We start from the raw sequence: 24855 nt of genomic DNA, 5'->3' as shown, positions 1-24855 counted from the left end.
TCAGGCGGGATCGACCACAGCCGGAGCGGCGTCAGCTTTCTGGGTTTTATGGGAGAGCCAGAGGCCGCTCGCCTTCATCAGGTAACCGAACAAGGCGCCAATGATGAGGGAGGGCAGGATCAGCCGCCACTCGCCAGCCGCCCCGAAGGTGGCACAGCAACCGGCAAAGGTGCCGGGAATGTAGCCGAGCCACTGCTGCTTGGCCTGTACGCACATCAGGGTGGCGACCACCCCCGTCATCACATAACCCGCCACGCCCGCCCCCCACAGGCTGTCGCCATGGATCAGCAGCAGTGCCCACAGCATGCCGCTGGTGTTGCAGAAGATGGTTTGCAGCAGCGCCTTGTAGCCGCCGCTTGACGCGAAATAGCTGGTGCAGCCGAGAAAGCCGACCCAGGAGATAAGGCCGAACGCAACGGCAATCCAGCCCCAGACGGCGGATAGAATTCCAGTGGTGATGGCGATGGCGATCAGTGGGCTCATGGGGCGACTCTTCAGTTGGCTTCGCAAAATGGGCAGCCTACCCCCGGCAATCGGGGCGGCAAGCGGGGGCAGAATTGTGTGTGATCTTCATCACCCTTTTCAACTCAGGAATACGCTTGCGCTCGCGAAAAAAATTCATTGGTGACCGGCCTGACAGTCGGCCATAGTTAGAGGCCCTGTCCTGCTCATGGAGTGAGTCTGATGGCGCCAAATGTGATCGTTCCCCTGCTGGTGTTCGTAGTCCTGTTTCTGGTCGGCACCATGGCCAAGGCACTGCCCCTGCACCACATGATGTAAATCTGTGTGAAATAAAAATCTGCCGGGGCGGGTCTTATCCATACTGCCTCACTCAGCCCCGGGAGTTTTTCATGTTGATCAAGCGTCGTACCGCCCACCCTCTCACCGAACAGGATGTCACCCCGGAAGCCGTCTATCAGGACCGCCGCCTTATTCTCAAAGGGTTGGGTCTGGGCGCGGCCACCCTGGCGTTTCCCACTCAGGCCGGTGTACTCGATCTGCTGCGCGGTAAAGAGGATGCTCCCCAGTTAGCCACCAGGCCGCTCAACAGCAAGCCTGCCGAGCGCCCGGCCAATCTGGTGCTGACACCGGAAGAGAAGGCCACCAGTTACAACAACTTCTATGAGCTCGGCACCGACAAGTCCGACCCGGCTCGCAACGGCCATTACCTCAAGCCCGAACCCTGGACCCTCAAGGTGGAGGGGGAGGTGGCCAAGCCCTTTACCCTCGATGTGTGGGACCTCATCAACAAGAGCGAGCTGGAGGAGCGGATCTACCGACTACGCTGTGTCGAAGCCTGGTCCATGGTGCTGCCCTGGAACGGCCTCTCGCTGGCGGAGATTATCCGCCGTGCCGAGCCCACCAGTCGCGCCAAGTTTGTTGCCTTCGAAACCCTGTTTGATCCGAAACAGCTGCCGGGGCAGGCCTCCAGTTTGGGGGGCGGCATCGAGTATCCCTACGTCGAAGGGCTGCGTATCGACGAGGCGATGCACCCTCTCTCTTTCCTTGCGATGGGGCTCTATGGCAAGACCCTGCCCGCCCAGAATGGCGCGCCGATCCGGCTGGTGGTGCCGTGGAAGTATGGCTTCAAGAGCATCAAGAGCATCGTCTCGATCCGGCTGGTAGAGGAGATGCCGCCGACCACCTGGAACCTGCTGGCTCCCAACGAATATGGCTTCTACGCCAACGTCAACCCGCAGGTGGATCACCCGCGCTGGAGTCAGGCCAGCGAACGTTTCATCGGCGAGGGCGGAGTGTTTGGCGCCAAGCGTCAGCCGACCCTGATGTTCAACGGCTATGGTGACGAAGTCGCCTCGCTCTATCAGGGGATGGATCTGCGCCAATGGTACTGAGATTGAAACCGGCCCATATCAGCGGCTTGCGGGCGCTGGTGCATCTGGGCTCCCTCGGCTTCCTGCTTTGGCTGGTTTTTGCCATTCCGGCAGGTCTGCTGGGGGGCGATCCGGTGCCCGAGCTTATCCACTACCTCGGTAAGGGGGCGCTCAACCTGCTGCTGCTCACCCTGCTGGTGTCGCCGCTGGCCAAGCGCTGGCGGCAGGGGCAGCTTATCAAGCTGCGCCGCCCCCTCGGGCTCTGGTGTTTTGCCTGGGCGCTGCTCCACTTCATGGCGTGGCTGGGGCTGGATCTGCAGTTTGACTGGGGGCTGATTGGCGGCGAGCTGGTTAAGCGCAGCTATATCGTGGTGGGGATGGTGGCCCTGTTGCTGCTGGCCGCCCTCAGCATCACCTCGCTGCCCGCATTGCAGCGCCGCATGGGTGCCGCATGGCAGAAGCTGCACAACTGGGTCTATGCCATCGCCCTGCTGGTGCCGGTGCATTACTGGTGGTCGCTCAAGAGCGGTTGGGGGGAGCCCCTCATCTACCTGCTGCTGGCCTGCGCCCTGCTCTGGCCGAGGCGGGAGAAGCTGCTGCGCCCCATGCGGGGACGCTGGAATGCAAAAGAGGCCTAATCGGCCTCTTGTTGTTTGATCTCCAGTGTAGGCATCGACGATGAGATGCACCTTCTGATCCTGGCGATTGAGGGTTTTGACCTCGAATTTGTCCCCTTCCAGCTCCACTTCCCGAATGTCGTGATACCCTTGCGCCAGCAGGAGTTTGACCAGCCCGGCCATGTCGAGACGGCTCTGGGCCGCCCAGCTTGTGGCACTCAACAGGCAAAGGATCAGCAGGAAACTGCGCGGGATCATATTCATTCCGGATTCATGGCTGGCAGACTATAAACGCCATTATGTTAGGTTTTTGGAGATGAATCATCCATGAATAGAGCGCTCCCTCTGCTCGGGTTATTGCTGCCGGTGCTGGCACAGGCGGTCACGCCTGATGAAGCCATGCTGCAGCAAGCTGTCCATGAGGGACGGGTTCGGCCCTTCCATGAAATGATGGAGGTGGCGGCCAGATTGCCGGTGCGGGTGTTGCGGGTGGATCTGGGGGAAGAGGATGGTATCTGGCTCTATGAACTGCGAGTCATCGATCGGGAGAACAGCGTGATCAAGGTGGCCTATCGGGCCGACAACCTTGAGCTGGTGTGGGCCAAGGGCCACCATCTGGAGCGGTTGTTCGAACCGCCCAAGCTCCCGGTCGAGGATGACGAATAACCCCTGTGTGGAAGCCTGTTCATGCGAATTCTGATTGTTGAAGACGAAAAAATTCTGGCTGGCCAGCTGGCCGAACAGCTGCGCCTCTCCGGCTTTGTCACCGACCTCTGCCACGATGGCAACGAGGCCGGTTTCCTCGGCGAGACCGAACCCTACGACGCCATCATTCTCGACCTCGGCCTGCCGGGGCGCGATGGCTTGAGCGTGCTGAAGGAGTGGCGCAGCAAGGGGATCGATACCCCGGTGCTGGTGCTGACCGCCCGTGGCCAGCTGCACGAGAAGATCGAGGGGCTCAACGCCGGTGCCGATGACTACCTGACCAAGCCGTTCCAGGTGGCCGAGCTGGTGGCGCGGGTTCATGCGCTGGTGCGCCGGGCGGCGGGTAACGCCAGCTCCATTCTGGAGATCGGTGGGGTGCGGCTCGACATGGCTGCGTCGCAGGTGTGGTATGAAGGGACTCCCATCAAACTGACCGCCCACGAGTTCCGGGTGCTCGGTTATCTGATGCAGCACAGGGGCAAGGTGGTATCACGCAGCGAGCTGATCGACCACATCTATGCTCAGGATTTTGACCGCGACTCCAATACCGTGGAGGTGTTCATCGGCCGGATCCGCAAGAAAACCAACCCCGATCTGATTGAAACAGTGCGCGGCCTCGGGTACCGGATTAACGAATGAGGCTGGTGAGAACCCTGCGGGGGCGACTGGTCGCCATCGCGCTGGTGTGGTGCGGGCTGTTTCTGTTCGCCACCGGCTTCAGCCTGCAGACCATGATGCGCAACTACTGGCAGGAGGCGGAAGCCGACGGCCTGCGTCTGCAGCTTTATGATCTGCTCTCCCGGCTGGAAGTGGCCAAAACCGGCCTGCCGGTGGTCACCGGCTCCCTCTCCGATCCCCGCTTCAATCAACCCTACTCCGGCTACTACTGGCAGCTGGAGCTGGGCCGCGATGTGGTGGGGCGCTCCCGTTCCCTGTGGGATACCAACCTGAAGAGCGACGGCCTCAAGTCGGCGTTTGGCGATCCCGACCTCTTCGTCGGCAAGGGGCCCAACAAGGAGCCGCTGCTGATCATGACCCGCACCGTGCTGCTGCCCGGTTCGGATCGGGTCTTCACTCTGGTGATGGCCAAGGACAGTAGCGCCCTGACCCAGACCCTCAACAAGACCCGCATCAGCCTGTTCCTCGGTCTCGGCTTTGCTGCCGCCGGCCTGGTGCTCGGCTTCATGTTCCAGATCGTCTACGGCTTGCGGCCGCTGCACCTGCTGCGCCGCGAATTGGGGCGGGTTCACGAGGGTCATCAGGAGGGGTTCCGGCTGCGCTATCCGCTGGAGATCCAGCCGCTGGTGGAGGATATCAACCGGCTGCTGCACCACTACGGCGAGCTGCTGCAGCGGGCGCGCTCCCACACTGGCAATCTGGCCCACGCCCTCAAGACGCCGCTCAGTATCATGCGCAATCAGGTGGCCCAGTTGCCGCCGGAAGATCAGGCTGCCATCGGCGAGCAGCTCGACCAGATCCAGCGCCACATCGATTATCACCTCGGCAAGGCGCGGGTGACCGGCGCCGCCAAGATCCTCGGGGTCTCGACGCCGGTGCGGGCGCGGGTGGAGTACATCTGCCGCGCCTTCTCCCGCCTCTATCCGGGCAAGACGGTGGACTTGCAAGTGCCCGCCAATCTGGCGGTCGGGGTGGAGGAGCAGGACTTCGACGAGATGGTGGGCAATTTGCTGGAGAACGCCTTCAAGTGGTCCGCCAGCGAGCTGCGTATCTCCAGCGCCGAGCTGGGGGGCTGGATCACCTTACGCATCGAGGATGACGGCCCCGGCATGAGTGAGGATCAGATCGCCAAAGCTGTGCTGCGCGGAGTGCGGCTCGACGAGAAGGTGCCGGGCTCGGGCTTGGGTCTCAACATCGTCTCCGATCTGGCGGAAGCCTATCGGGGCAGTTTCATCATGGGCCGCGCCGAACTGGGCGGTCTGGCCGCCTCCCTCTCGTTGCCCAAGGTGGCAAGAGTCGAGAGCTAGGCATAACATATGGCATTTGTTTTAGCCTGAGGAAGAGAAGCATGACCGACGATCCGTGGGCACTGTGTCACCTTGACGATTCGTTTGATGCCTCTGTACTGGGGGTCAAGGGCGCCCAGATCCAGTGGTTTGAAGACAGGGATGGCCTGATCGCGTTCCTTCTGGAAGATTTTGTCGACCTGCTGGCCGATGTGGGCGAGCTGGACGAGGAGCAGACCGAGCAGGCGCGCGAGCGCTTCACCCTGCTGGTGGAGCAAAGCTTCGACGATCGCACCCTGATGGATGCCATCAACGATCTCGCCTCCGGCCTGCGTCGCATCGCCTGGTTGGGGCCGCTCTCGGAGCTGGCCGAGATCAGCGACGAGTTTGCCTCTGGCCTGCGCCGCTATTTCTGGAGCCAGTACGACGGGGACGAAGATGACCCGGACGCCTGGGTGCCGGAAGAGCTGTGGCCACAACTGGTGGAGTGCGCGCAGGAGTATATGGAGGAAGGGGAGTTCTAAACCCATCCCCATGCCTGCGCTTTGGCAGACAGATAAAGAAACGGCGCCTTGATGGCGCCGTTTTGATTGGGTGGCAATAGCCTTAGCCGTTGGCCGGTACCGCGTGGGCGGTGTTGGCCAGCACCGGGCCTGTGTACTTCTCGATCTGCAGCTGGGCCATGTGGCCGCAGTTGCCCTGCGCCAGACTGGACGAGCCTTCGTCGAAGGTGAGGCAGTTGACGTTGCCGTTCTTGCAGATGCTGCCCGCTTCGCCCGGCTTGGCCGGGTCGTACCAGGCCCCTTCGCAGATCCGCACCACCCCTTGGCGCACATCCTCGGAGAGCAGGGCGCCCACCAAAATCTGGCCGCGTTCGTTGAAGGCGCGCACCAGATCCCCCTGAGCGATGCCGCGAGCCTTGGCATCCAGCGGATGGATCATGATCGCCTCGCGGTCGGCGATGGCGAACTTGTCCCGCAGCGGGGTGTTGTCGAGCTGGGAGTGCAGCCGCTGGGTCGGGTGGGAGGTGTTGAGCGACAGCGGATAGCGCGCCGCCACTTCACTCTTCACCCACTCCTTGGGCTCATACCACTTGGGATGGCCGGCACAGTCGGCGTAACCCATCCCCGCCACCGTGTTGGAGAAGATCTCGATCTTGCCGGACGGGGTGCCGAGCGGGTTGAGCAGCGGGTTCTCGCGAAAATCGGCGTGACGGATCCACTGGCGGTTGGCCTCGGGGATCGGGAAGCGGATGTAGTTGTTGGACTCCCAGAACATGTTGAACGGCGGCAGCGCCACGCGGGCACCACGGGCTTGCGCCGCCATGCCGTCGTACATCTGCTTGAGCCACAGCATCTCGTCCTTGCCTTCGGTGTACTGCTCCTGCACGCCCAGCTTGGCGGCGATGGCGCTGAAGATGTCGAAGTCATTGCGGGACTCGTGCTGGGGCGGCACGCACTGGTGCATCGGGAACACATAGCGCTGGGAGTAGTCGCCACCCATCTCCAGATCGTTGCGCTCGTAGCTGGTGGTGACCGGCAGCACGATATCGGCGTGCTTGGCGGTGGCGGTCCAGTAGGGCTCGTGGACGATCACGGTCTGCGGCTTGCGCCACGCTTGCAGCAGGTTGTTGGTGTCCTGATGGTGGTGGAAGGGGTTGCCGCCTGCCACGTAGACCAGCTTGATGTCCGGATAGGTCACCTTGCGGCCGTTGAAGTCGATGGTCTTGCCCGGATTGGCGAGACAGTCGGCGATGCGGGCCACCGGGATCGGTGCCGGGCTGTTCTTCGGTGCGTTGCCGGCGGATATACCGGCCAGAATGCCGCCCTTGGCGGTGGGGCTGCCACCGGAGGAGTAGTGGTAGCTGAAGCCGTAGCCGCCGCCCGGCAGGCCGATCTGGCCCAGCATGGAGGCCAGAGTGACCAGCATCCAGTTCGGCTGTTCGCCGTGCTGCTGACGCTGCATGCCCCAACCGGCCATGATCATGGTGCGCTTGGCGGCCATGTCGAGAGCCAGCTGGCGGATCACCTTGGCATCGACGCCGCAGACGGTGCTCGCCCATTCGGCGCTCTTCGGTTGGCCGTCATCCTTGCCGAGCAGGTAGTTCAGGAACTTGTCGAAGCCGACGGTGTAGCGATCGAGGAAGGCCTGATCGTGCTTTTTCTCGCTGTAGAGGGTGTGAGCCACACCCAGCATCATGGCCACATCGGTGTAGGCGTTCGGGGCAATCCACTCGGCGCCGACCAGCTTGGCGGTCTCGTTGTAGATGGGGTCGATGCTGATGACGCGGGTGCCCTTCTCTTTCAGCGCCATGAAGCCGGCCTGACCTTCGTGATCCGGCATGTTCCAGCTGTTCTTCAGAGTTACTTGAGCGTTGACCCCCCACAGCACCACCAGTTCGGCGTTCTCGACCACGTTGGGCCAAGCGGTCTGCTGCTCGTACACCTCGATGGAGCCCATCACGTGGGACATGATCACCTGGGCCGCGCCGGTGGAGTAGTCACCGGCATAACCGGTGAAACCGCCGGAGAGGTTCATCAGGCGGTGCAGCAGGGTGCGGCTGTTGTGGAACATGCCGACACTCTTCCAGCCGTAGGAGCCGGCGTGGATCGCCTGCGGGCCGAAGTCACTCTGCACGCGCTGGATTTCACCGGCCACCAGTTCGATGGCTTTCTCCCAGCTCACCCGCACCCACTCGTCGGCGCCGCGCAGCTCGGGCTTGGCGCCCGGGCCGTGCTCCAGCCAGCTCTTGCGTACCATGGGATACTTGATGCGGTTCTTGGCGTGCACCTGGAACGGCGCCATGTCGATAAGATCGTTCGGCGCCGGATCATCGGCTACCGGCTGGACGCGCACCATGCGACCATCTTCGACGATCGCCTCGAAGGCACCCCAGTGGGCGCCGGTCAGAATGCCCTTCTGGGCGGGCACCAGAGTCGGGAACTGACTCAATGCGGTGCTGATGGCTTGTGCCAGCGCACTCTTGGGAAAAATGCCGCCGAGCAGGGGCAGGGCTGCGCAGGCGCCGAGCCCCTTGAGCAGGTTGCGGCGGGACAGATTGGTCTTCTTGTCATTGAAAAAAGTCATAACGGTTATCCTCTGTGCCAGCCTTAGTGGGCCGCGCTCATGTCACTGGCGTGTTTCTGGACATACTGGGTCAACATGCGAGCCTGTTCCGGGGTCAGGGAGGTACGAGATTCCATCCCCTTGATGACGCCGATCCACTGGTTGGCATTGAAGTGTTCCAGCGCGGTGAGGCCGTGGCAGCCGGTACAGTTGTTGGACATCAGGGTGGAGGCGTATTGCCACAGCTTGCCCTGATCGCCGATAAGCTGGCTTTGGTCGACCCAGGCGGTCAGCTTGACCTGATGCCAGGTGAGGTTGGTGGCGCTGTCGGTTTCGCTCTGGCCGGTGACCAGTGCTTTCTTGGCGGCATCGCCGACCAGTACGCTGAGGATCCGTTTGCCCGGTGCGGCGTAGAACACTTCGCTCACACCATCCTGTTGCCAGCCTTCGATCTGCACCTTGGCGCGGCCGTTTTCGTTGGCCAGCACTTCCACCCTAGTGGAGGGCATCAGGGTGCCTTCGTCGGTCTTGGCGGCGGCATCGAGGAACAGCGGGGTGGTGGCGATGGCGTAACGGGTGGTGACATTGGCCGGAGTCTGGGCCGCAGCCTGCGCCAGCTCGCTGGCACCGGCGGCAGCCAGGCCGCTCATGTCAGGCATGATGTGGGCGACACCACGGTGGCAGTCGATACAGGTCTGGCCCTCCTTGATGGCGACCGGGTGCTCGGCACGGGCATTGGGGCGCTGGGCCAGAATGTCCATCGCCTCGTAGCTGTGGCAACTGCGGCAGGTAGCGGAGTCGTTGGCTTTCAGTTCGTCCCAGACGGACTGGGCCATCCGCAGCTTGTGGGCTTCATACTTTTCCGGGGTATCCAGTGTGCCGATCGCCTCGTGATAGATATCCTTCACGGCGCGGATCTTGGTCCACAGGTAGGAGGTGGGGTTGCCCGGGATGTGGCAGTCGGCGCACTCGGCGCGGATCCCTTTGGTGTTCTGGAAGTGGACACTGCCCTGATACTCGGCGAGCGGAGTCTGCATGGAGTGGCAGGAGACGCAGAATTCGGTGGAGCTGGTCTTGTGCAGCACGGTCACGGTGACACCCATTGCCGCGACACCCAGCAGGGCCCCGAGCAGCAGGAGCCAGAACCAGGTTTTTCTTATCAGTTTTCCAATCATGGCGGCGTTTTCCTACGGTCAATAATTACCTACATAGTACTAGCCCAATAGTAGTAGTAATGACAGGGGTAAGGCGTTGACCTTTATCATTATTTATATTTTTGATTGTTGTCACACTTTGTCTTTTATTTCTTTTTTGAAGTATAAATCGAATTTTATTCAGTAAATTGCTGATTTATCTATTCGCAAACTTTCCACGACAGCTGTTAGCCCCCTCGCAAAACCCCACAAGATTAGTTGATATAGTGAGTAGTGAGCCACAACGGAGTGTCGCCGATGAGCCCTTTCTCACTGCTGTGTGTCGCCGCCAACGTGCAACTGCTGGCCGAATTCGAACAGGAGCTGGCCCCGCTGCTCGGCCATTTCGCGTTGGTGGTGGTGGTCGGTCAGGGGTCGGCGGAGCTGGCCTTGGACGAGCTGGATCGCAAGGGGCAGCCACCCGCCGTAGTGGTGTGTGACAGCGAGCTGGGGGATGGGAGAGGGGCCGATTTTCTGATCCGCCTCGGCAGCCGTCACGAGGCGTGCCGCAAGATCCTGCTCGGCAGCCAGCCGGAGATGAAATCGATCATCGAGGCGGTCAACCTCGGTCGTCTCGACTACTACCTGCAACGCCCCTGGCGCGATGGCAGCCTGCGCCGGGCGGTGATCGAGCAGGCCAGCCACTTTGTATTGCAGCGTCCCGATGCGGATCTGCTGAGCTATGCCGCCGTGCTCGACAACCAGAAGCTGCTGCGAGCCCATGTCGAACGCCAGTTGGCAGCCTATCGGCAGGGCTTTATGGATTACACCCACTGCAGCGATGAAGAGCTGTCGCGGGTGGTGATCGACGGCCTCTACCAGTTTTTCGAGGGCAATGACGAGGAGCGGGTCTGCCGCCACTACAGCCCGGGCCATGTGCTGACCCGCGAGGGGGAGTCCAACAGCTTCCTCTGGTTTATCGCCAAGGGGGAGGTGGTGCTGCGCAAGCGGGACGAGCAGGGGATCGATCAGGAGGTGGTGCACTACCGCACCGGCTCGCTGGTGGGGGGTATGTCCTTCGTGACCGGTGAACCCGCCTTCACCACCGGCGTGACCCTGACCGGTGCCGAGGTGATCAAGCTCGACAAGCTGCAATTCTCCCGGGTGATGCAGGCGCGCAGCGAACTGCTCCCCTCCTTTACCAACCTGCTGCTGCGCCACTTCAACCGCCGCCTGCAAAACAGCATCCGTACCGAGATGCGGCTGCAACAGACCCTCAACTCCCTCGATGCCGCTCACGCCCAGCTGGTGGAGAGTGAAAAGATGGCGATGCTGGGTCAACTGGTGGCCGGTGTCGCCCACGAGCTGAACAACCCGGTGGCGGCCATTATCCGTGGCAGCGAGACCTTGCGGGCCGCCATCCCCGATCTGGTCAATCTCGAGCTGCCAGCTCCCATCAAGGGTCTGGGCAACCAGACCCTCTGTCAGGCGCTCTCCTCCCAGCCGGTCTCGACCAGCGAGATCCGCGACAAGACCCGGCAGGCTGAGGGGCGCTTTGGTGATCGCCAGCAGGCGCGGCTGGCGGTGCAGATGAATCTGGATGACGAGCTGAACTGGCAGCGCTGGTTTGCCAGCCGCACTGCCGACGAGCGGGAGGCGCTGCTCGCCCGGCTGGAGCTGTTCCAGCTGACCGGCAGCTTCCTGCGCAATATCGAGGTGTGTGCCCGCCGCATCGGCGATCTGGTCAAGAGCCTCAAGCAGTATGCCCGGCAGGACAGGGACGAGCCCTCGCTGGTGGACCTGCACGAGGGGCTGGAAGATACCCTGATGATTTTCGAAAACCGCCTCAAGCATCATGAGCTCTGCAAGGAGTACCAGCCGCTGCCGCTGGTGCGCTGTCACCCCATCGCCCTGCAACAGGTGTGGACCAACCTGATCGCCAACAGTCTGGATGCCATGAGCGGCCCGGGGCGACTCACCATCCGTACCGGATTGCTGGATCCCGAGTGGGTCATGGTGGAGATCGAGGATAGCGGTTGCGGCATCGAGCCCGAGCTGTGGCAGCGGATCTTCGATCTCAACTTCACCACCAAGCGGGAGGGACATTTCGGCCTCGGTATCGGTCTGAGCGTTTCGCTGCAGATAGTTCAGCAGCACCACGGCCGGATTGAGGTGGCCTCGGCGCCGGGCCGTTACACCCGGATGCGGGTCTGTCTGCCGCTGGACGGCATGGGGCAGGCCGGTTACGGGGGCGAGCCTCACCACAACAAGGAGCATGCGGCCTGAGCAGTCGCCAGCATCAATCGCGCGGCGTGCCAAACCATGTCGCCAAGGAGGAGCAATGAACAAACACTATCTGATCCTGTGCGTGGACGATGAGCGGGAGGTACTGGATGCGGTGATCCACGATCTCGCCCCGTTCCGTTCCCACTTCGAACTGGAGGCGGCCGAGAGCGTCGATGAGGCGCGTGCGGTGGTGGAGGAGTGGGAGAGCGACGGCAACAAGCTGGCGCTGATCCTCTGTGACCACATCATGCCGGGAACCCTGGGTGTCGATTTTCTGGTGGAGCTGAACCGGCGTGCCACCACCCGGGCCAGCCGCAAACTGCTGCTGACCGGGCAAGCGGGGCTGGAAGCGACCGTCGAGGCAGTCAATCGTGGCGGGTTGCACTACTACCTTGCCAAGCCGTGGAAGCTGGAGACCCTGCAAGAGGCGGTGCGCGAACAGTTGACCGACTACCTGCTGGCGGAAGATGGCGAGAATGCCTTCCACTATGCGCCGCTGCTCAATCAGGCGCGGCTGTTTGCCGCCATCCACGATCACCCGTTCGACGAATAGGGGCAGTTGGGCTTTCGCGGTGGCAGTTGTATACTGTCTGCATATACAGTATTGCAGGTAGCCACCGATGCGACTCTTTATCGCCGAGAAGCCCACGCTGGGCCGCGCCATTGCCGATGCCCTGCCCAAGCCCCACAAGAAGGGCGACGGTTTTATCGAAACAGCCCAGGGGGATGTGGTCACCTGGTGCATCGGCCATCTGCTGGAGCAGGCCGAGCCCGATGCCTATGACGCCGCCTTCAAGCAGTGGCGAATGGAGCATCTCCCCATCGTCCCCGCCCAGTGGCAGCTGGTAGCCAAGCCCAAGACCAAAACCCAGCTCACCGTCATCAAGCGGCTGATCAAGCAGGCCGACTGCGTGGTCAACGCCGGTGATCCGGACCGGGAAGGGCAGTTGCTGGTGGACGAGGTGATCGACTTTCTCGGCTACCCGAAAACCAAGCCGGTGCAGCGTTGTCTCATCAGCGATCTCAACCCGCCTGCGGTGCGCCGCGCCCTCGACAAGCTGCGGGACAATAAGGAGTTTGTGCCACTGGCGGTCTCCGCGCTGGCTCGCAGTCGGGCCGACTGGCTCTACGGCATCAACATGACCCGCGCCTATACCCTGCTCGGGCGCAAGGCCGGTTGCAGCGAGCTGCTCTCGGTTGGCCGGGTGCAGACTCCGCTGCTCGGGCTGGTGGTGCGGCGGGATCTCGAGATCGAGGCCTTCGTCCCTAAACCCTTCTACGAGGTGCTGGCCCATCTGCTGACCGATAGCAACGAGCGTTTCACCGCCAAGTGGCTGCCGTCCGAAGCCTGCCTGCCGTGGCAAGATGAGGAGGGGCGGGTGCTCAACCGGGCGCTGGCCGACAAGGTTGTGAGCCGGATCAACGGTCAACCCGCTCAGGTCGAATCGGTGGAGGAGCAGGCCCGCAAGCAGGCAGCACCGCTGCCCTACAACCTCTCCAGCCTGCAGATCGATGCCGCCAAGCGCTTCGGCATGGATGCCAAGCGGGTGCTCGACATCTGCCAAAGCCTCTACGAGCGTCACAAGCTCATCACCTATCCGCGCTCCGACAGCCGCTATCTGCCGACCGATCACTTCAAGCGGGCCGAGCAGGTGCGTGGCGCCATCGCCGCCACGGCGCCTGCGCTGGCCAAGGCGCTGAGCGAGGCGGACGGCAAGATCCGCAGCAAGGCGTGGAACGACAGCAAGGTGGATGCCCACCACGCCATCATCCCCACCGAGAAGCAGGGCAATCCCGCTACGCTGGGGGCCGACGAGGCGAAGCTCTATGGTCTGATTGCCCGCCAGTACCTGCTGCAGTTCTATCCCCCGTTCGAATACAACGACAGCAAGGTGCTGCTGCGCATCGCCGGTGGTCTGTTTCAGGCCAAGGCGCGGCGAATCCTCAAGGCAGGCTGGAAGGCACTGCTCGGGGTGGAGGAGGATGACGACGAAGAGAAGGCCGGTACCCTGCCTGCCCTGAAAGAGGGGGAGCAACTGCTGTGCGAGCGGGGCGAACTGCTGGAGAAGATGACCCAGCCGCCCAAGTCATTCACCGATGCCACCCTGCTGGCGGCCATGACCGGCATCGCCCGCTATGTGCAGGATCCCGAGATCCGCAAGACCCTGCGCGACACCGATGGCCTCGGCACCGAAGCGACCCGAGCAGGCATTATCGACCTGCTGTTCAAGCGCCGCTTTCTGGTGCGTCAGGGCAAGAGCATCAAGGCGACCCCGACCGGACGGGCGCTGGTTCAGGCGTTGCCCGCGACAGCTACCACGCCGGATATGACGGCGCTGTGGGAGCAGAGCCTCGGCCAGATCGCCGAGCGTCACGGTAGCTACCAGCAGTTTATGGGGCCGCTCACCGAGCAGCTCAACGGCCTGATCGAGGGGGCGCGGCAGGACTCCGGCGCCAGCTTCAGCGCCCTGCCCAAGGAGGCGCCGGGTGCCGGAAAGCGGCGTTTTACCAAGCGCAAGAGTTCGGCGGCCAGCACGACGGGCGGGCCCCGACCGCGCAAGACGGCCAGCAAGCGCCAAACCAGGGCGGCATAACGAAAAAAGGCGCCCATCCCGGGCGCCAAAGGCATTGTTGTCAGGCTGTCTGAGTGGACAAGCTGGCACGGATCCTGTGCTGGTAGTGCAGAACCACACCGAGAAACACCAGATCCTTGAAAATGAAGAACTCGGTGACTGGTACCCCGTCGACTACCTTCCAGACTCCTGTCAGGGTCAGCAGGAAGCTCAAAGTGACCAGGAAGATGACGATCGCCCCCATGCTGCACCAGTAACCGATACGGGGTTGCCACAAACCCGCGACCAGCCCGAGGGCGATCACTATCTCGGCCAGCCCGATCAGGTTCGATACGCTCTGTTCCGATAGCGGGCCATAGAGCCAGCTCATCAAGGGGTGGCTGGCTACCAGTGGCTTGATGGCGGCGGCCTCGGTCGGGGTGAACTTGAACACGCCGATCCAGAGCAGGGTCAACACCACGCCCGCCAGGGCGACCAGAAAGCCTTTGTCATGTTGCTGCATGGGGGCTCCTTGCTTAAGGGGTCAGAGTGACGGGCGGGAAGTCGATCTTGGTCGCCGCCAGGTGGTTGCCATAGTTGGTCAGGGTATTGACCACCACCTGGCCGAGCACTTCCAGCAGCAGCTCGTCGTCTATGCCTGCATCGCGGGCGCTAGCCAGTTGCTCGTCACTGATGACCCCGCGCTGGCTGACCAGCGCTGTTGCCAGTTGCAGCAGGGCGTGATCGAGGGGAGCCGAGGCCTGGCCGAGTCGGGCTGCGCGGATCGCCTGGGCCGAGAATCCGGCCTTGCCCGCCAGCAGTGTGTGGGCAGAGAGGCAGTATTGGCAGGCGTTGGCTTGGCCAATAGCCAGTGCCAGCAACTCCCGTTGTGGGGCAGTGAGGCGCCCCTTGCCAAGCGCCTCGGCAAAGCCCAGGAAGCCATTGAGCAGGGCTGGCGAGTGGGCCAGGGTGGCGTAGAGGTTGGGTACCATGCCCAGATTGCGTTGCAGGGTGGCCAGGGTCTGTGCGGCAGCCGGTTGTGGTTGAGATACGGGTTGGATACGGCTCATGATGTACTCCTGTGTGTTTGTGAAGGTACGGGAGACAGTGTGCCGTCATTCGTGATACGGTTTATCACACATCGTCTGCAAATAAATACTATTCGTCTCAAATATGGATCCGCTCTCTGCCCTGTTGGTTCATGCCTCCCCCGAAGCCAAGATCTTCTTCGCCGGCAACCTGTGCCAGAACTCCTCCAGTGATGATTATCCGAGTGGCGGACATCTTCATCTGCTGCGCAGCGGTGCCGTCATGCTGCGTGAAGAGGGGGGAACCAGCTTGCTGCTCGAGGAGCCGACCCTGATCCTGTTCCCCCGGGGACGTCCTCACAAGCTTGAACCCAGAACGCTGGGGGGTTGTGATTTGGTGTGTGCCAATGTCACCTTCGGCAAGGGGGGAGCATCGCCTTTGCAACTGGCATTACCAGGCTCGCTGGTGCTGCCGCTACGGGAGTTGCCTGCCCTGACGCCAGTGTTGAACCAGTTGTTTGACGAGGCATTTCACCCCCGCTACGGGCAGGACCCGCTGATCTCCCGCTTGCTTGAGGTGCTGTTGATCCTGTTGCTGCGTCATCTGGTCGAACAGGGGATGTGCCAGCAGGGGATGTTGGCGGGCATTTCCGATCCCCAGTTGGCCAAGGCGATTTCGGTGATGCATCAGCGCGGGGATGAACCCTGGACGGTGGCCACGCTGGCGCGGGAGGCCGGCATGTCGCGGGCCCGCTTTGCCGCGAAGTTTCAGGAGCGGGTCGGCCAAGCACCGCTCGGTTATCTGACCCGCTGGCGCATGGCGCGCGCTTGTCAGCAACTGCTGGCGGGGGAGCCCATGGTGCAGGTTGCGCTGGGGGCAGGGTATAGCAGCAGCGTTGCCTTTGGTCGGGCATTCGAGCGGGAGCTGGGGGTGAGTCCGGGGCGCTGGCTCAAGGCACAGAAGGAACGAGTCGAATAAAAACGGGGCAGCCAGTGGCTGCCCCGTGTTCATGGCTGGTTAGCCGGTATAGACGTTCTCTTCCGGATAACGGATGCGGGTCTCGACCGGGCGGGCCAGCATAAAGGCCAGGGTCAGCGGGCCAAGACGGCCGCAGATCATCACCAGCACCAGGATCAGCTTGCCGGGCTCGCTCAGGGAGGCGGTGATGCCGGTAGAGAGGCCGACGGTGGCAAATGCCGAGATGGTCTCGAACATGATTTTGTCGAACGGCAGATCCTCGGTCACCATCAGCAGGAACATCGCCAGCATCAGCACCATGGTGCTGACGATGATGATGGCCAGCGAACGAGTCACGATCTGGGGCGACAAGGTGCGGCCAAAGGCGGTGACATCAGGGCGCTTGGTGAGAAACGCCTTGGTCGCCAGCAGCACCACCGCGAAGGTGGTCACCTTGATACCGCCACCGGTCGAGGTGGCACCGGCCCCGATAAACATCAGCATCATCAGGAACAGCAGTGCCGCTGGCGTCATCAATCCGATATCGATGGTATTGAAACCGGCGGTACGGGCACTGGCAGACTGAAAGAAGGCTGCCAGCAGCTGACTGCCTATACCTGCCTTGCCGAGGGTGCCCGGGTTATTGTGTTCCAGCAGCCAGAACATCAGGGTACCGGCCAGCAGCAGCGCCGGTGTCATCAGCAGCATCAGCTTGCTGTGCAGCTTCAGCTTGCGCCAGCGGCGGTTGCGCACCAGATCGACGATGACGGTAAAGCCGATTCCCCCCAGGATCAGCAAACCGGCGATGGTCAGGCTGATAATGGGGTCGTCTCTATAGTCCATGAGATTGTTGGCAAAGAGCGAAAAACCGGCGTTGTTGAAGGCCGATACCGCATGGAAGAAGCTGACATAAAGGCCGTGCACCCACCCCATCTCGGGTACCCAGCGGATCGCCATGATGCCGGTGCCGATCAGCTGGGCAATAAAGGCAAACAGCACGATGCGTTTGACCAGCTGGATGATGTTGACCGAGCCCTCTTGTCCCAGCGCCTCCTTGGCCAGCACCTGCTGGCGCAGACCGACCCGCTTGCTGAAGATGGCGATCAGCAGCAGGGTCATGGTCATCTGGCCCAGACCGCCAATCTCCATCAGCATCAGCAGGAAAATCTGCCCCTGCAAGGTGAAGGCGGTACCGGTGTCCACCACGCCAAGACCTGTCACGCTGATGGCCGAGGTGGCGGTAAACAGGGCGTTGATGAAGGTGACCTCGCCATTGTGGCTGGAGGGTTGCACCAGAAAGATGGTGCCAATCAGCAGAATGATCAGAAAGCTGCCGAGGATCAGCCGGGCTTCGCTCCAGCGAGAGTCCTGCTCCCGATGGAGGGCGAAGGCGTAGCTGCTGCGCCAGTTGATCATAGGGTTTCGAGCCAGTGGTCGATGGCGTGCTTGTTGCCCGCCAGGATCAGGATGTCGCCCAGTTGCAGCTCCATCTTGCCGGTCAGCACGTTGTGCAGCACATCACCACGCTTGATGGCGAGCAGCTGGAAATCGCTCTGTTGCAGCAGGTGGAAGTCGCCGAGGGCCTTGCCGTTCAATTGCAGGCCGATGACGAATTCGGTCAGCACCATGTCGTGGCCCAGTTCCAGATAGTCGAACAGCCGGTTGTCCAGCATGCTCTGGGCGACCCGGCGGCCCATATCCCACTCCGGGTTGATTACCTTGTCGGCGCCCACTTTCTGCAGGATCTTGGCGTGGAATTTGTCGCGCGCCTTGACCCATACCTTCTTCACGCCCGCCTCTTTCAAGACAAGAGTAGTGAGGATGCTGGTCTCCAGGTTGTCACCGATGGCAACGAAGACAATATCGAAATTGGCCAGTCCCAGCTCGGCAACGGTGGCCTCGTCGGTGGCATCTGCCACGATAACGTGATTGCAGAGGGCGGCGATTTGCCGGGTCTTGCTCTCGTCGATATCGATGGCCAGCACCTCGGCATCTTGCTGTTGCAGCTCTTCGCACAGCGCACTGCCAAACAGGCCCAGACCGATGACGGCAAACTGGTTGTTCATGAGTTTTTCCTCAACAGTTGGAGTCGCCTACTGTAAACCACTGTTATTCGAACGAAAAGGGTTCGGGTTTTTCGTCATGGGGTAACTTGAGGTAGACTGCGCCCTTGCACCAAGCCGGGATAGACCGATGAAACTGAATGCCAACGCCTCCTTGTTGAAGCTCAACACCCTTGCCCTCGATGCGTATTGCCTCTGGCTGGCCGAGGTGGAGCAGGTTGCCGATCTGGCGACCCTGCGTGCCGATCCGCAACTCAACCAGTTGCCTCGCCTCAATCTGGGTGGCGGCAGCAACATGCTCTTCACCACGGATTTTCTCGGTCTGGTGGTGCTCAACCGGCTCAAAGGGATTGCCGCTGAAGATGGTGGCGATCACTGGTTGCTACATGTGGCGGCGGGTGAGGATTGGCATCAGCTGGTACGTCACAGCCTGCAACAGGGCTGGTTCGGGTTAGAGAATCTGGCGCTCATTCCCGGCACGGTCGGTGCGGCGCCGGTGCAGAACATCGGCGCGTATGGCGTAGAGCTGGCCGATTTCTGTTCCTATGTCGAGGCATTCAACTGGCAGAGTGGCGAGATTGAACGGATCGCGGCGGCTGAGTGCCGCTTCGGTTATCGCGACAGCATCTTCAAACACGAGTATCAGGATTCCCACCTGATCACCGCCGTCGGGCTCAAGCTGCCCAAGGTGTGGCAGCCGGTGCTGGGCTATGGCCCGCTGGCGGCGCTCGGTGATGCGCCTTCGGCGCAGGCCATCTTCGATACCGTCTGTGCCACCCGCATGGCCAAACTGCCGGATCCTGCGGTGCTCGGTAATGCCGGCAGCTTCTTCAAAAATCCGGTGGTGCCTGCCGCGCTGGCGGAGAATCTCAAGTCGCGCTACCCGCAGATGCCCTGCTATCCGGCCGGAGAAGGGCAGGCCAAGCTGGCGGCGGGCTGGCTCATCGATCAGTGCGGTCTGAAAGGTTTCGCCATTGGTCGTGCAGCTGTTCATCAGGAGCAGGCGCTGGTGTTGGTCAATCTGGGGGGCGCCAGCGCCATGGAGCTGATCGCGCTGGCGGCCCATGTCCGCGATAGCGTGGAGCAGATGTTTGGCGTGGTGCTGGAGCACGAGGTGCGCTTTATGGGGCCGCAGGGCGAGACCTGGCTCGACGAGGTGCTCTCATGACCCTGACTCCCATCAGACAGACCCTGATTACCCTGCTCAGCGATGGCCAGTTTCACTCCGGCGAACAGCTGGGCGAGCAGCTCGGTATCAGCCGGGCGGCGGTGAGCAAACACATGGCGGCACTCAAGGAGCTGGGGCTGGATCTGTTCAGCCTGACCGGCAAGGGCTACCGGCTGGCGGTGCCGATGGCGCTCTATGATCAGGCCACTTTGCAGGCACTGGCCCCGATGGCTCCGGTGCACTGTTTTCCGGTCATCGGCTCGACCAACCAACACCTGCTGGATCGGGTCAATGAGCTGCGCTCTGGCGAGAGCTGTCTGGCCGAGTGCCAGACCGCCGGGCGCGGGCGTCGTGGCAAACCCTGGATTTCGCCGTTCGGTTGCCAGCTGATCCTCAGCATGTACTGGCGACTCGAGCAGGGCATGGCTGCGGCCATGGGGCTGAGTCTGGCAGTCGGCGTGGCAGTGGTTGAGGCGCTGGAGTCCCTTGGCTATCAGGGGGTTGAGCTCAAGTGGCCGAACGACCTCTACTATCAGGGCCGCAAGCTGGCGGGCATTCTGGTAGAGATGAGCGGTAGTGCCGGTGCCAGCTGTCATCTGGTGATCGGCATCGGTCTCAATCTGGCGATGCCTGCCCGCGAAGGTGAGAAGATTGATCAGGCCTGGGCCGAGCTGCGCCATATCAATCCCGAGCTGGTTGATCGCAATGAGCTCGCTGCCCGGATGATCGCCTATCTGCAGCGGGCGATGCAGACCTTCGAGCAGAGCGGATTGGCGAGCTTTGTCGATGAGTGGAACCGGCTCGATCACTTTGCAGGTCGCCCGGTGCGCTTGCTGATGGGTGATCAGGAGATCCGCGGCATCGCTCGTGGCATCGACGATCGCGGCGCCCTGCGACTGGAGACAGGCGAAGGGATCAAATTCTATCTGGGGGGCGAGCTCTCCCTGCGCCGGGGTGACTGAGGGTCAGCAAGGCCACTCATGATGCCAAACAGAAGAGGGGGCCCGCGGGCCCCCTCTTCGTTATCCGGTAACTGCCGTCATCATTTGCGCAGCTTGATCTGCTCGATGGCGTGCTCATGGCCCTTGGTCATGATCAGGTTGGCACGCTCACGTGTTGGCAGGATATTTTCTTGCAAATTCAGATAGTTGATATCTTGCCAGATGTTGCTGGCGATCTGGGTCGCCTCACTCTCCGCCAGCTTGGCGTAGTTATGGAAGTAGGAGTCGGGATCCGAGAAGGCGCCGCTGCGGAATTTCAGGAAGCGTTCGATATACCAGGTACGCAGCAGTTCGGCATCGGCATCCACATAGATGGAGAAGTCGACGAAGTCCGACACGAAGACCCGATGGGGCTCCTGAGGGTAATCCATACCGCTTTGCAGCACATTGAGCCCTTCCAGGATCAGAATGTCCGGCTGCTCCACCACCTTCTTCTCATCGGGAATGATGTCGTAGATAAGGTGGGAGTAAACCGGCGCTTCGACCTTCTCGTGACCGGCGCGGATGTTGGCGACAAACTCCACCAGATGGCGTATGTCGTAGGATTCCGGGAACCCCTTGCGGCGCATCAGGCCGCGCTCTTCCAGTACCTTGTTGGGATAGAGGAAGCCGTCGGTGGTGACCAGCTCCACCCGCGGGTGTTCCGGCCAGCGCTCCAGCAGGGCCTGCAGAATACGGGCCGTGGTGCTTTTGCCCCCCGCCACGCTGCCGGCAATGCTGATGATATAGGTGCCCTTGCCGCGGGACTGGCCGAGAAACTGCTCCAGCACCCGGCTGCGGCGCTGTTTGGCCTTGACATAGAGATTGAGCAGGCGGGAGAGAGGCAGATAGATCTCTTCCACTTCCCGCAATGACACCTTCTCGTTGATCCCGCGCAGGGTCTGCAGATCGTGTTCGGTCAGGGTCAGGGGGACCGAATCGCGCAATAACGCCCATTGTTCGCGGGTGAATTGCAGATAGGGGTTATGCTCTGTCGTCATGGTGTCATCACTGTTTCTTGGGCACGGCGACCATACACCAAGGGTGGGGGAGCGACAAGGGACGCAGCAGGATTGGCTTGTTTGCCCCCGCTTTTTTGCAAACTTCCCAGCAATAAAGCATATTTTGCCGGGTTCAATGGTTGCATCCCCCAAAACCTTACAATAAAATGCGCGACGCTTGACTGTCTGTCGTCTATTTGCCGTGCAAAAGCGATAAACACAACGGGTGCAAGCAGAATTACCGTTGTGACAATCTGGCGTCTGGAGGGGTTCCCGAGCGGCCAAAGGGATCAGACTGTAAATCTGACGGCTCTGCCTTCGAAGGTTCGAATCCTTCTCCCTCCACCATATTTCTCTGCGGTTTGAGTTCTTTGGGTTAGAGAAATGCGGGCATCGTATAATGGCTATTACCTCAGCCTTCCAAGCTGATGATGCGGGTTCGATTCCCGCTGCCCGCTCCAAGATGCTGATATGGCTCAGGCGTTAGCAGAGCCGCACCCTAGGGTGAGTTCGGCAAGCGAACCAGCCATCAGTACCTCTCTCTTTCCCACCAGATTCAAATCCATCATATAAACTGTTCTGTGGTTAGCTTGCCACCGCGTACTCAGCGTTAGTTTAGAGGGACGATCATGTCTAAAGAAAAATTTGAGCGTAATAAACCGCACGTTAACGTGGGTACCATCGGCCACGTTGACCACGGTAAAACCACCCTGACTGCAGCTATCACCAACGTGCTGGCCAAGCACTTCGGTGGTAAAGCTTTCGCCTTCGACCAGATCGACAAGGCACCGGAAGAGCGTGAGCGTGGTATCACCATCAACACCTCCCACGTAGAATACGACACCGCTACCCGTCACTACGCTCACGTAGATTGCCCGGGTCACGCCGACTACGTTAAAAACATGATCACCGGTGCTGCCCAGATGGACGGCGCGATCCTGGTAGTAGCAGCGACTGATGGCCCGATGCCGCAGACTCGTGAGCACATCCTGCTGGGTCGTCAGGTTGGTATCCCGTACATGATCGTGTTCATGAACAAGTGTGACATGGTTGATGACGAAGAGCTGCTTGAACTGGTTGAGATGGAAGTTCGTGAACTGCTGACCGAGTACGACTTCCCGGGTGATGACCTGCCGGTAGTTCGTGGTTCCGCGCTGAAAGCGCTGGAAGGCGACGCTCAGTGGGAAGAGAAGATCATCGAGCTGGCTGGCCACCTGGATACCTATATCCCGGAGCCGGAGCGCGCGATTGACCAGCCGTTCCTGATGCCAATCGAAGACGTATTCTCTATCGCTGGCCGTGGTACCGTAGTTACCGGTCGTGTAGAGCGCGGTATCGTTAAAGTAGGTGAGACCGTAGAAATCGTTGGTATCAAAGATACCGTTTCTACCACCTGTACCGGTGTTGAAATGTTCCGCAAGCTGCTGGACGAAGGTCGTGCAGGCGAGAACATCGGCGCGCTGCTGCGTGGTGTTAAGCGTGAAGACGTAGAGCGTGGTCAGGTACTGGCCAAGCCGGGTTCTATCAAGCCGCACACCAAGTTCGAATCTGAAGTGTACGTACTGTCCAAAGAAGAAGGTGGTCGTCATACCCCGTTCTTCAAAGGCTACCGTCCGCAGTTCTACTTCCGTACTACCGACGTGACCGGTACCATCGAACTGCCGGAAGGCGTAGAGATGGTAATGCCGGGCGACAACATCAAAATGGTTGTTACCCTGATTGCTCCGATCGCGATGGACGACGGCCTGCGTTTCGCTATCCGTGAAGGTGGCCGTACCGTTGGTGCTGGTGTTGTAGCCAGCGTAATCGCTTAATCTTTGGCTTACATAAATAAAGCAAAGCCCCTATAATAGGGGCTTTCTTGTGTAGGGGCGTAGTTCGAATTGGTAGAACAGCGGTCTCCAAAACCGATGGTTGCGGGTTCGAGTCCTGCCGCCCCTGCCATATACCTCGTCTCGTACGGGGCTTTTGTGTCTTTGATTACGTCAGATACAGGTGGGTTGTATGAGTGTTAGTTCTGAGAGCCAGGGCGGAAGCAAGGATACCCTGCTTTGGGGCCTGGTTTTCATTATCCTGGCGGCCGCTGTAGTGGGTAATTACCTGCTCAACGATGTTGTCGCTGCCGTCCGCGCCCTGGGTGTGGTCGTTGTCATTGCTGCTGCTGGTGCAGTAGCCCTGCAAACCACCAAGGGAAAGGCAACACTGGCATTCGCCCGTGAGTCTCGCCTGGAAGTCCGCAAGGTCGTATGGCCGACCCGTCAGGAAGCCATTCAGACAACCCTGATTGTGCTGGCGGTGACCGCCGTGATGGGGCTGCTGCTGTTCGTTCTGGACGGTGCCTTGGTCTGGTTGGTCAACCTGATTACCGGTGTGTAAGGATAAGCCATGACTGAACAACGTGAACAACGTATGAGATGGTATGTCGTGCAGGCTTTTTCCGGCTATGAAGGCCGTGTAGCCAAATCCCTGCGTGAACATATCAAGATGCATGGCATGGAAGACATGTTCGGTGAAGTGCTGGTCCCGACCGAAGAAGTGGTCGAGATGCGTGCTGGCCAGAAGCGCAAGAGTGAGCGCAAGTTTTTCCCGGGTTATGTCCTGGTCCAGATGATCATGGATGAAACCACATGGCACCTGGTGCGTAACGTACCGCGTGTCATGGGCTTCATCGGCGGTACTTCCGACCGTCCGGCACCGATCTCCGATAAAGAGGCCGATGCCATCCTGAACCGTCTGCAGGATGCCCACGACAAGCCGCGTCCGAAAACCCTGTTTGAACCGGGTGAAATGGTGCGGGTTGCCGATGGTCCGTTTGCCGACTTCAACGGTACCGTTGAAGAGGTCGATTATGAGAAGAGCCGCGTGAAGGTCTCTGTACTGATTTTCGGTCGTTCTACTCCTGTTGAACTGGATTTTGGTCAGGTCGAAAAAGGCTGATTGAATTCTGTACGTTTAACGGTTGTCAGGGGCAGCGAATATCTCTATAATTCGCTGCCCCTTTATTAGTTGGGGAGCCGTTTGCAGGAGCAAGTCTCCGAGGCGCTAGAACCCATTTTTGAGGTATTTTCCTAATGGCTAAGAAAGTCACAGCTTATATCAAGCTGCAGGTTGCTGCTGGTGCAGCCAACCCGTCTCCTCCCGTTGGTCCTGCACTGGGTCAACACGGTGTTAACATCATGGAATTCTGTAAGGCGTTCAACGCTCGTACAGAGAAGCTGGAAAAAGGTTCACCGACTCCGGTCGTGATCACCGTTTACAGCGACCGTTCCTTCACCTTCGAAACCAAGACTCCGCCTGCTTCCTTCCTGCTGAAGAAAGCTGCTGGCATCAAGTCTGGTTCTTCCAAGCCGAACAAAGACAAGGTTGGTAAGGTGACCGTTGCCCAGCTGCAAGAAATCGCCAAGACCAAAGAGCCGGATATGACTGGTGCCGATCTGGATGCAAAAGTACGTTGCATCGCAGGCTCCGCTCGTTCCATGGGTCTGGTAGTGGAGGATTAAGA

General features: G+C 60.7%; 24 protein-coding genes, 3 tRNA genes and 1 pseudogene. 19 read left to right on the top strand and 9 right to left on the bottom strand.

Annotated features, from left to right (window positions below; genetic code table 11):
* A complete protein-coding gene (locus ACTG1P_RS11925) occupies nucleotides 1-483 on the bottom strand; it encodes a DUF1097 domain-containing protein (RefSeq protein WP_005339809.1) in 483 nt (160 codons plus the stop codon).
* Between the two features lie 368 nt (nucleotides 484-851).
* On the opposite strand from ACTG1P_RS11925, the gene msrP reads away from it, so the two are divergent.
* Nucleotides 852-1853: a protein-methionine-sulfoxide reductase catalytic subunit MsrP gene (gene msrP, locus ACTG1P_RS11920; RefSeq protein ID WP_440001360.1), complete on the top strand. Its 1002-nt coding sequence runs from the start codon at nucleotides 852-854 to the stop codon at nucleotides 1851-1853.
* On the top strand, nucleotides 1844-2470 hold the full coding sequence (msrQ, locus tag ACTG1P_RS11915) for a protein-methionine-sulfoxide reductase heme-binding subunit MsrQ (RefSeq protein WP_005339821.1): 627 nt from the start codon (nucleotides 1844-1846) through the stop codon (nucleotides 2468-2470). The genes msrP and msrQ overlap by 10 nt, the downstream gene beginning before the upstream one ends.
* Before the next feature lie 18 nt (nucleotides 2471-2488).
* Here msrQ and ACTG1P_RS11910 read toward each other — a convergent pair.
* Nucleotides 2489-2713, bottom strand: a pseudogene (locus ACTG1P_RS11910) (PepSY domain-containing protein); the annotation flags it as partial.
* A gap of 63 nt (nucleotides 2714-2776) precedes the next feature.
* On the opposite strand from ACTG1P_RS11910, the gene ACTG1P_RS11905 reads away from it, so the two are divergent.
* Genes ACTG1P_RS11905 through ACTG1P_RS11890 form a run of 4 tightly spaced genes read left to right on the top strand, consistent with a single transcriptional unit; the run spans nucleotide 2777 to nucleotide 5642 of the window.
* Nucleotides 2777-3115 (top strand): PepSY domain-containing protein, encoded by a 339-nt coding sequence (locus tag ACTG1P_RS11905; RefSeq protein ID WP_440001359.1) that lies wholly within the window; start codon nucleotides 2777-2779, stop codon nucleotides 3113-3115.
* Between the two features lie 21 nt (nucleotides 3116-3136).
* On the top strand, nucleotides 3137-3793 hold the full coding sequence (locus ACTG1P_RS11900) for a response regulator transcription factor (protein ID WP_005339826.1): 657 nt from the start codon (nucleotides 3137-3139) through the stop codon (nucleotides 3791-3793).
* Complete coding sequence (locus ACTG1P_RS11895; protein WP_005339828.1) at nucleotides 3790-5139, top strand: sensor histidine kinase; 1350 nt, start codon at nucleotides 3790-3792, stop codon at nucleotides 5137-5139. Before ACTG1P_RS11900 ends, ACTG1P_RS11895 begins: the two co-directional genes overlap by 4 nt.
* Before the next feature lie 41 nt (nucleotides 5140-5180).
* Nucleotides 5181-5642 (top strand): hypothetical protein, encoded by a 462-nt coding sequence (locus ACTG1P_RS11890; RefSeq protein ID WP_005339830.1) that lies wholly within the window; start codon nucleotides 5181-5183, stop codon nucleotides 5640-5642.
* 82 nt (nucleotides 5643-5724) lie between these two features.
* On the opposite strand, the gene torA is transcribed toward ACTG1P_RS11890, so the two are convergent.
* Together torA and ACTG1P_RS11880 are read right to left on the bottom strand one after the other, a co-directional pair.
* Entirely contained in the window at nucleotides 5725-8205 is a 2481-nt protein-coding gene (gene torA, locus ACTG1P_RS11885) for a trimethylamine-N-oxide reductase TorA (protein ID WP_440001358.1), read from the bottom strand.
* A gap of 23 nt (nucleotides 8206-8228) precedes the next feature.
* Nucleotides 8229-9359, bottom strand: coding sequence for a NapC/NirT family cytochrome c (locus tag ACTG1P_RS11880; protein ID WP_440001357.1), 1131 nt, complete (start codon nucleotides 9357-9359; stop codon nucleotides 8229-8231).
* A 276-nt stretch (nucleotides 9360-9635) separates the two neighbouring features.
* Between ACTG1P_RS11880 and ACTG1P_RS11875 the strand changes: the two genes are divergently transcribed.
* From ACTG1P_RS11875 to ACTG1P_RS11865, 3 genes are all read left to right on the top strand, one after another.
* Nucleotides 9636-11603 carry an ATP-binding protein gene (locus ACTG1P_RS11875; RefSeq protein ID WP_440001356.1) on the top strand — a complete coding sequence of 656 codons (1968 nt, stop codon included), beginning with the start codon at nucleotides 9636-9638 and terminating at the stop codon, nucleotides 11601-11603.
* A 55-nt stretch (nucleotides 11604-11658) separates the two neighbouring features.
* The gene (locus tag ACTG1P_RS11870) at nucleotides 11659-12156 is read left to right on the top strand and encodes a response regulator (RefSeq protein WP_013724182.1); all 498 of its coding nucleotides are present in this window, start codon (nucleotides 11659-11661) and stop codon (nucleotides 12154-12156) included.
* Between the two features lie 67 nt (nucleotides 12157-12223).
* Nucleotides 12224-14197, top strand: coding sequence for a DNA topoisomerase III (locus ACTG1P_RS11865; RefSeq protein WP_440001355.1), 1974 nt, complete (start codon nucleotides 12224-12226; stop codon nucleotides 14195-14197).
* Between the two features lie 40 nt (nucleotides 14198-14237).
* Here ACTG1P_RS11865 and ACTG1P_RS11860 read toward each other — a convergent pair whose 3' ends face one another.
* Nucleotides 14238-14678, bottom strand: coding sequence for a DUF417 family protein (locus ACTG1P_RS11860; protein ID WP_108614037.1), 441 nt, complete (start codon nucleotides 14676-14678; stop codon nucleotides 14238-14240).
* Between the two features lie 13 nt (nucleotides 14679-14691).
* The gene (locus ACTG1P_RS11855; RefSeq protein ID WP_440001354.1) at nucleotides 14692-15225 is read right to left on the bottom strand and encodes a carboxymuconolactone decarboxylase family protein; all 534 of its coding nucleotides are present in this window, start codon (nucleotides 15223-15225) and stop codon (nucleotides 14692-14694) included.
* A 103-nt stretch (nucleotides 15226-15328) separates the two neighbouring features.
* On the opposite strand from ACTG1P_RS11855, the gene ACTG1P_RS11850 reads away from it, so the two are divergent.
* Nucleotides 15329-16162: a cupin domain-containing protein gene (locus ACTG1P_RS11850; protein ID WP_440001353.1), complete on the top strand. Its 834-nt coding sequence runs from the start codon at nucleotides 15329-15331 to the stop codon at nucleotides 16160-16162.
* Between the two features lie 39 nt (nucleotides 16163-16201).
* On the opposite strand, the gene ACTG1P_RS11845 is transcribed toward ACTG1P_RS11850, so the two are convergent.
* Nucleotides 16202-17557 (bottom strand): TrkH family potassium uptake protein, encoded by a 1356-nt coding sequence (locus ACTG1P_RS11845; protein WP_278169905.1) that lies wholly within the window; start codon nucleotides 17555-17557, stop codon nucleotides 16202-16204.
* Nucleotides 17554-18207, bottom strand: coding sequence for a potassium channel family protein (locus ACTG1P_RS11840; RefSeq protein ID WP_108542397.1), 654 nt, complete (start codon nucleotides 18205-18207; stop codon nucleotides 17554-17556). The genes ACTG1P_RS11845 and ACTG1P_RS11840 overlap by 4 nt, the downstream gene beginning before the upstream one ends.
* A 127-nt stretch (nucleotides 18208-18334) precedes the next feature.
* On the opposite strand from ACTG1P_RS11840, the gene murB reads away from it, so the two are divergent.
* Both murB and birA read left to right on the top strand, forming a co-directional pair.
* Nucleotides 18335-19372 (top strand): UDP-N-acetylmuramate dehydrogenase, encoded by a 1038-nt coding sequence (gene murB, locus ACTG1P_RS11835; RefSeq protein WP_440001352.1) that lies wholly within the window; start codon nucleotides 18335-18337, stop codon nucleotides 19370-19372.
* The gene (gene birA / locus ACTG1P_RS11830) at nucleotides 19369-20334 is read left to right on the top strand and encodes a bifunctional biotin--[acetyl-CoA-carboxylase] ligase/biotin operon repressor BirA (protein WP_440001351.1); all 966 of its coding nucleotides are present in this window, start codon (nucleotides 19369-19371) and stop codon (nucleotides 20332-20334) included. The genes murB and birA overlap by 4 nt, the downstream gene beginning before the upstream one ends.
* An 80-nt stretch (nucleotides 20335-20414) precedes the next feature.
* Here the strand turns inward: birA and coaA are convergent, their stop codons facing one another.
* Entirely contained in the window at nucleotides 20415-21353 is a 939-nt protein-coding gene (gene coaA, locus ACTG1P_RS11825) for a type I pantothenate kinase (RefSeq protein WP_005339877.1), read from the bottom strand.
* A gap of 263 nt (nucleotides 21354-21616) precedes the next feature.
* On the opposite strand from coaA, the gene ACTG1P_RS11820 reads away from it, so the two are divergent.
* From ACTG1P_RS11820 to rplK, 7 genes are all read left to right on the top strand, one after another.
* Nucleotides 21617-21701, top strand: a tRNA-Tyr gene (locus tag ACTG1P_RS11820).
* 38 nt (nucleotides 21702-21739) lie between these two features.
* Nucleotides 21740-21814, top strand: a tRNA-Gly gene (locus ACTG1P_RS11815).
* A 168-nt stretch (nucleotides 21815-21982) separates the two neighbouring features.
* Nucleotides 21983-23167 carry an elongation factor Tu gene (gene tuf / locus ACTG1P_RS11810; protein ID WP_005339879.1) on the top strand — a complete coding sequence of 395 codons (1185 nt, stop codon included), beginning with the start codon at nucleotides 21983-21985 and terminating at the stop codon, nucleotides 23165-23167.
* Between the two features lie 53 nt (nucleotides 23168-23220).
* A tRNA-Trp gene (locus ACTG1P_RS11805) sits at nucleotides 23221-23297 on the top strand.
* A 60-nt stretch (nucleotides 23298-23357) separates the two neighbouring features.
* Nucleotides 23358-23729 (top strand): preprotein translocase subunit SecE, encoded by a 372-nt coding sequence (secE, locus tag ACTG1P_RS11800; RefSeq protein WP_005306322.1) that lies wholly within the window; start codon nucleotides 23358-23360, stop codon nucleotides 23727-23729.
* Nucleotides 23730-23738: 9 nt separating this feature from the next.
* Nucleotides 23739-24290, top strand: a complete 552-nt coding sequence (gene nusG / locus ACTG1P_RS11795; protein ID WP_005306318.1) for a transcription termination/antitermination protein NusG — start codon at nucleotides 23739-23741, stop codon at nucleotides 24288-24290.
* A gap of 134 nt (nucleotides 24291-24424) precedes the next feature.
* Complete coding sequence (gene rplK / locus ACTG1P_RS11790; RefSeq protein WP_005339887.1) at nucleotides 24425-24853, top strand: 50S ribosomal protein L11; 429 nt, start codon at nucleotides 24425-24427, stop codon at nucleotides 24851-24853.
* The last annotated feature ends 2 nt before the right edge of the window (nucleotides 24854-24855 follow it).

The organism is Aeromonas sp. 11P, assembly GCF_051920165.1.
Taxonomy (GTDB): domain Bacteria; phylum Pseudomonadota; class Gammaproteobacteria; order Enterobacterales; family Aeromonadaceae; genus Aeromonas; species Aeromonas veronii.
The sequence above is the reverse complement of the archived record's forward strand: the minus strand, read 5'-3'. Positions and strand labels throughout refer to the sequence as shown.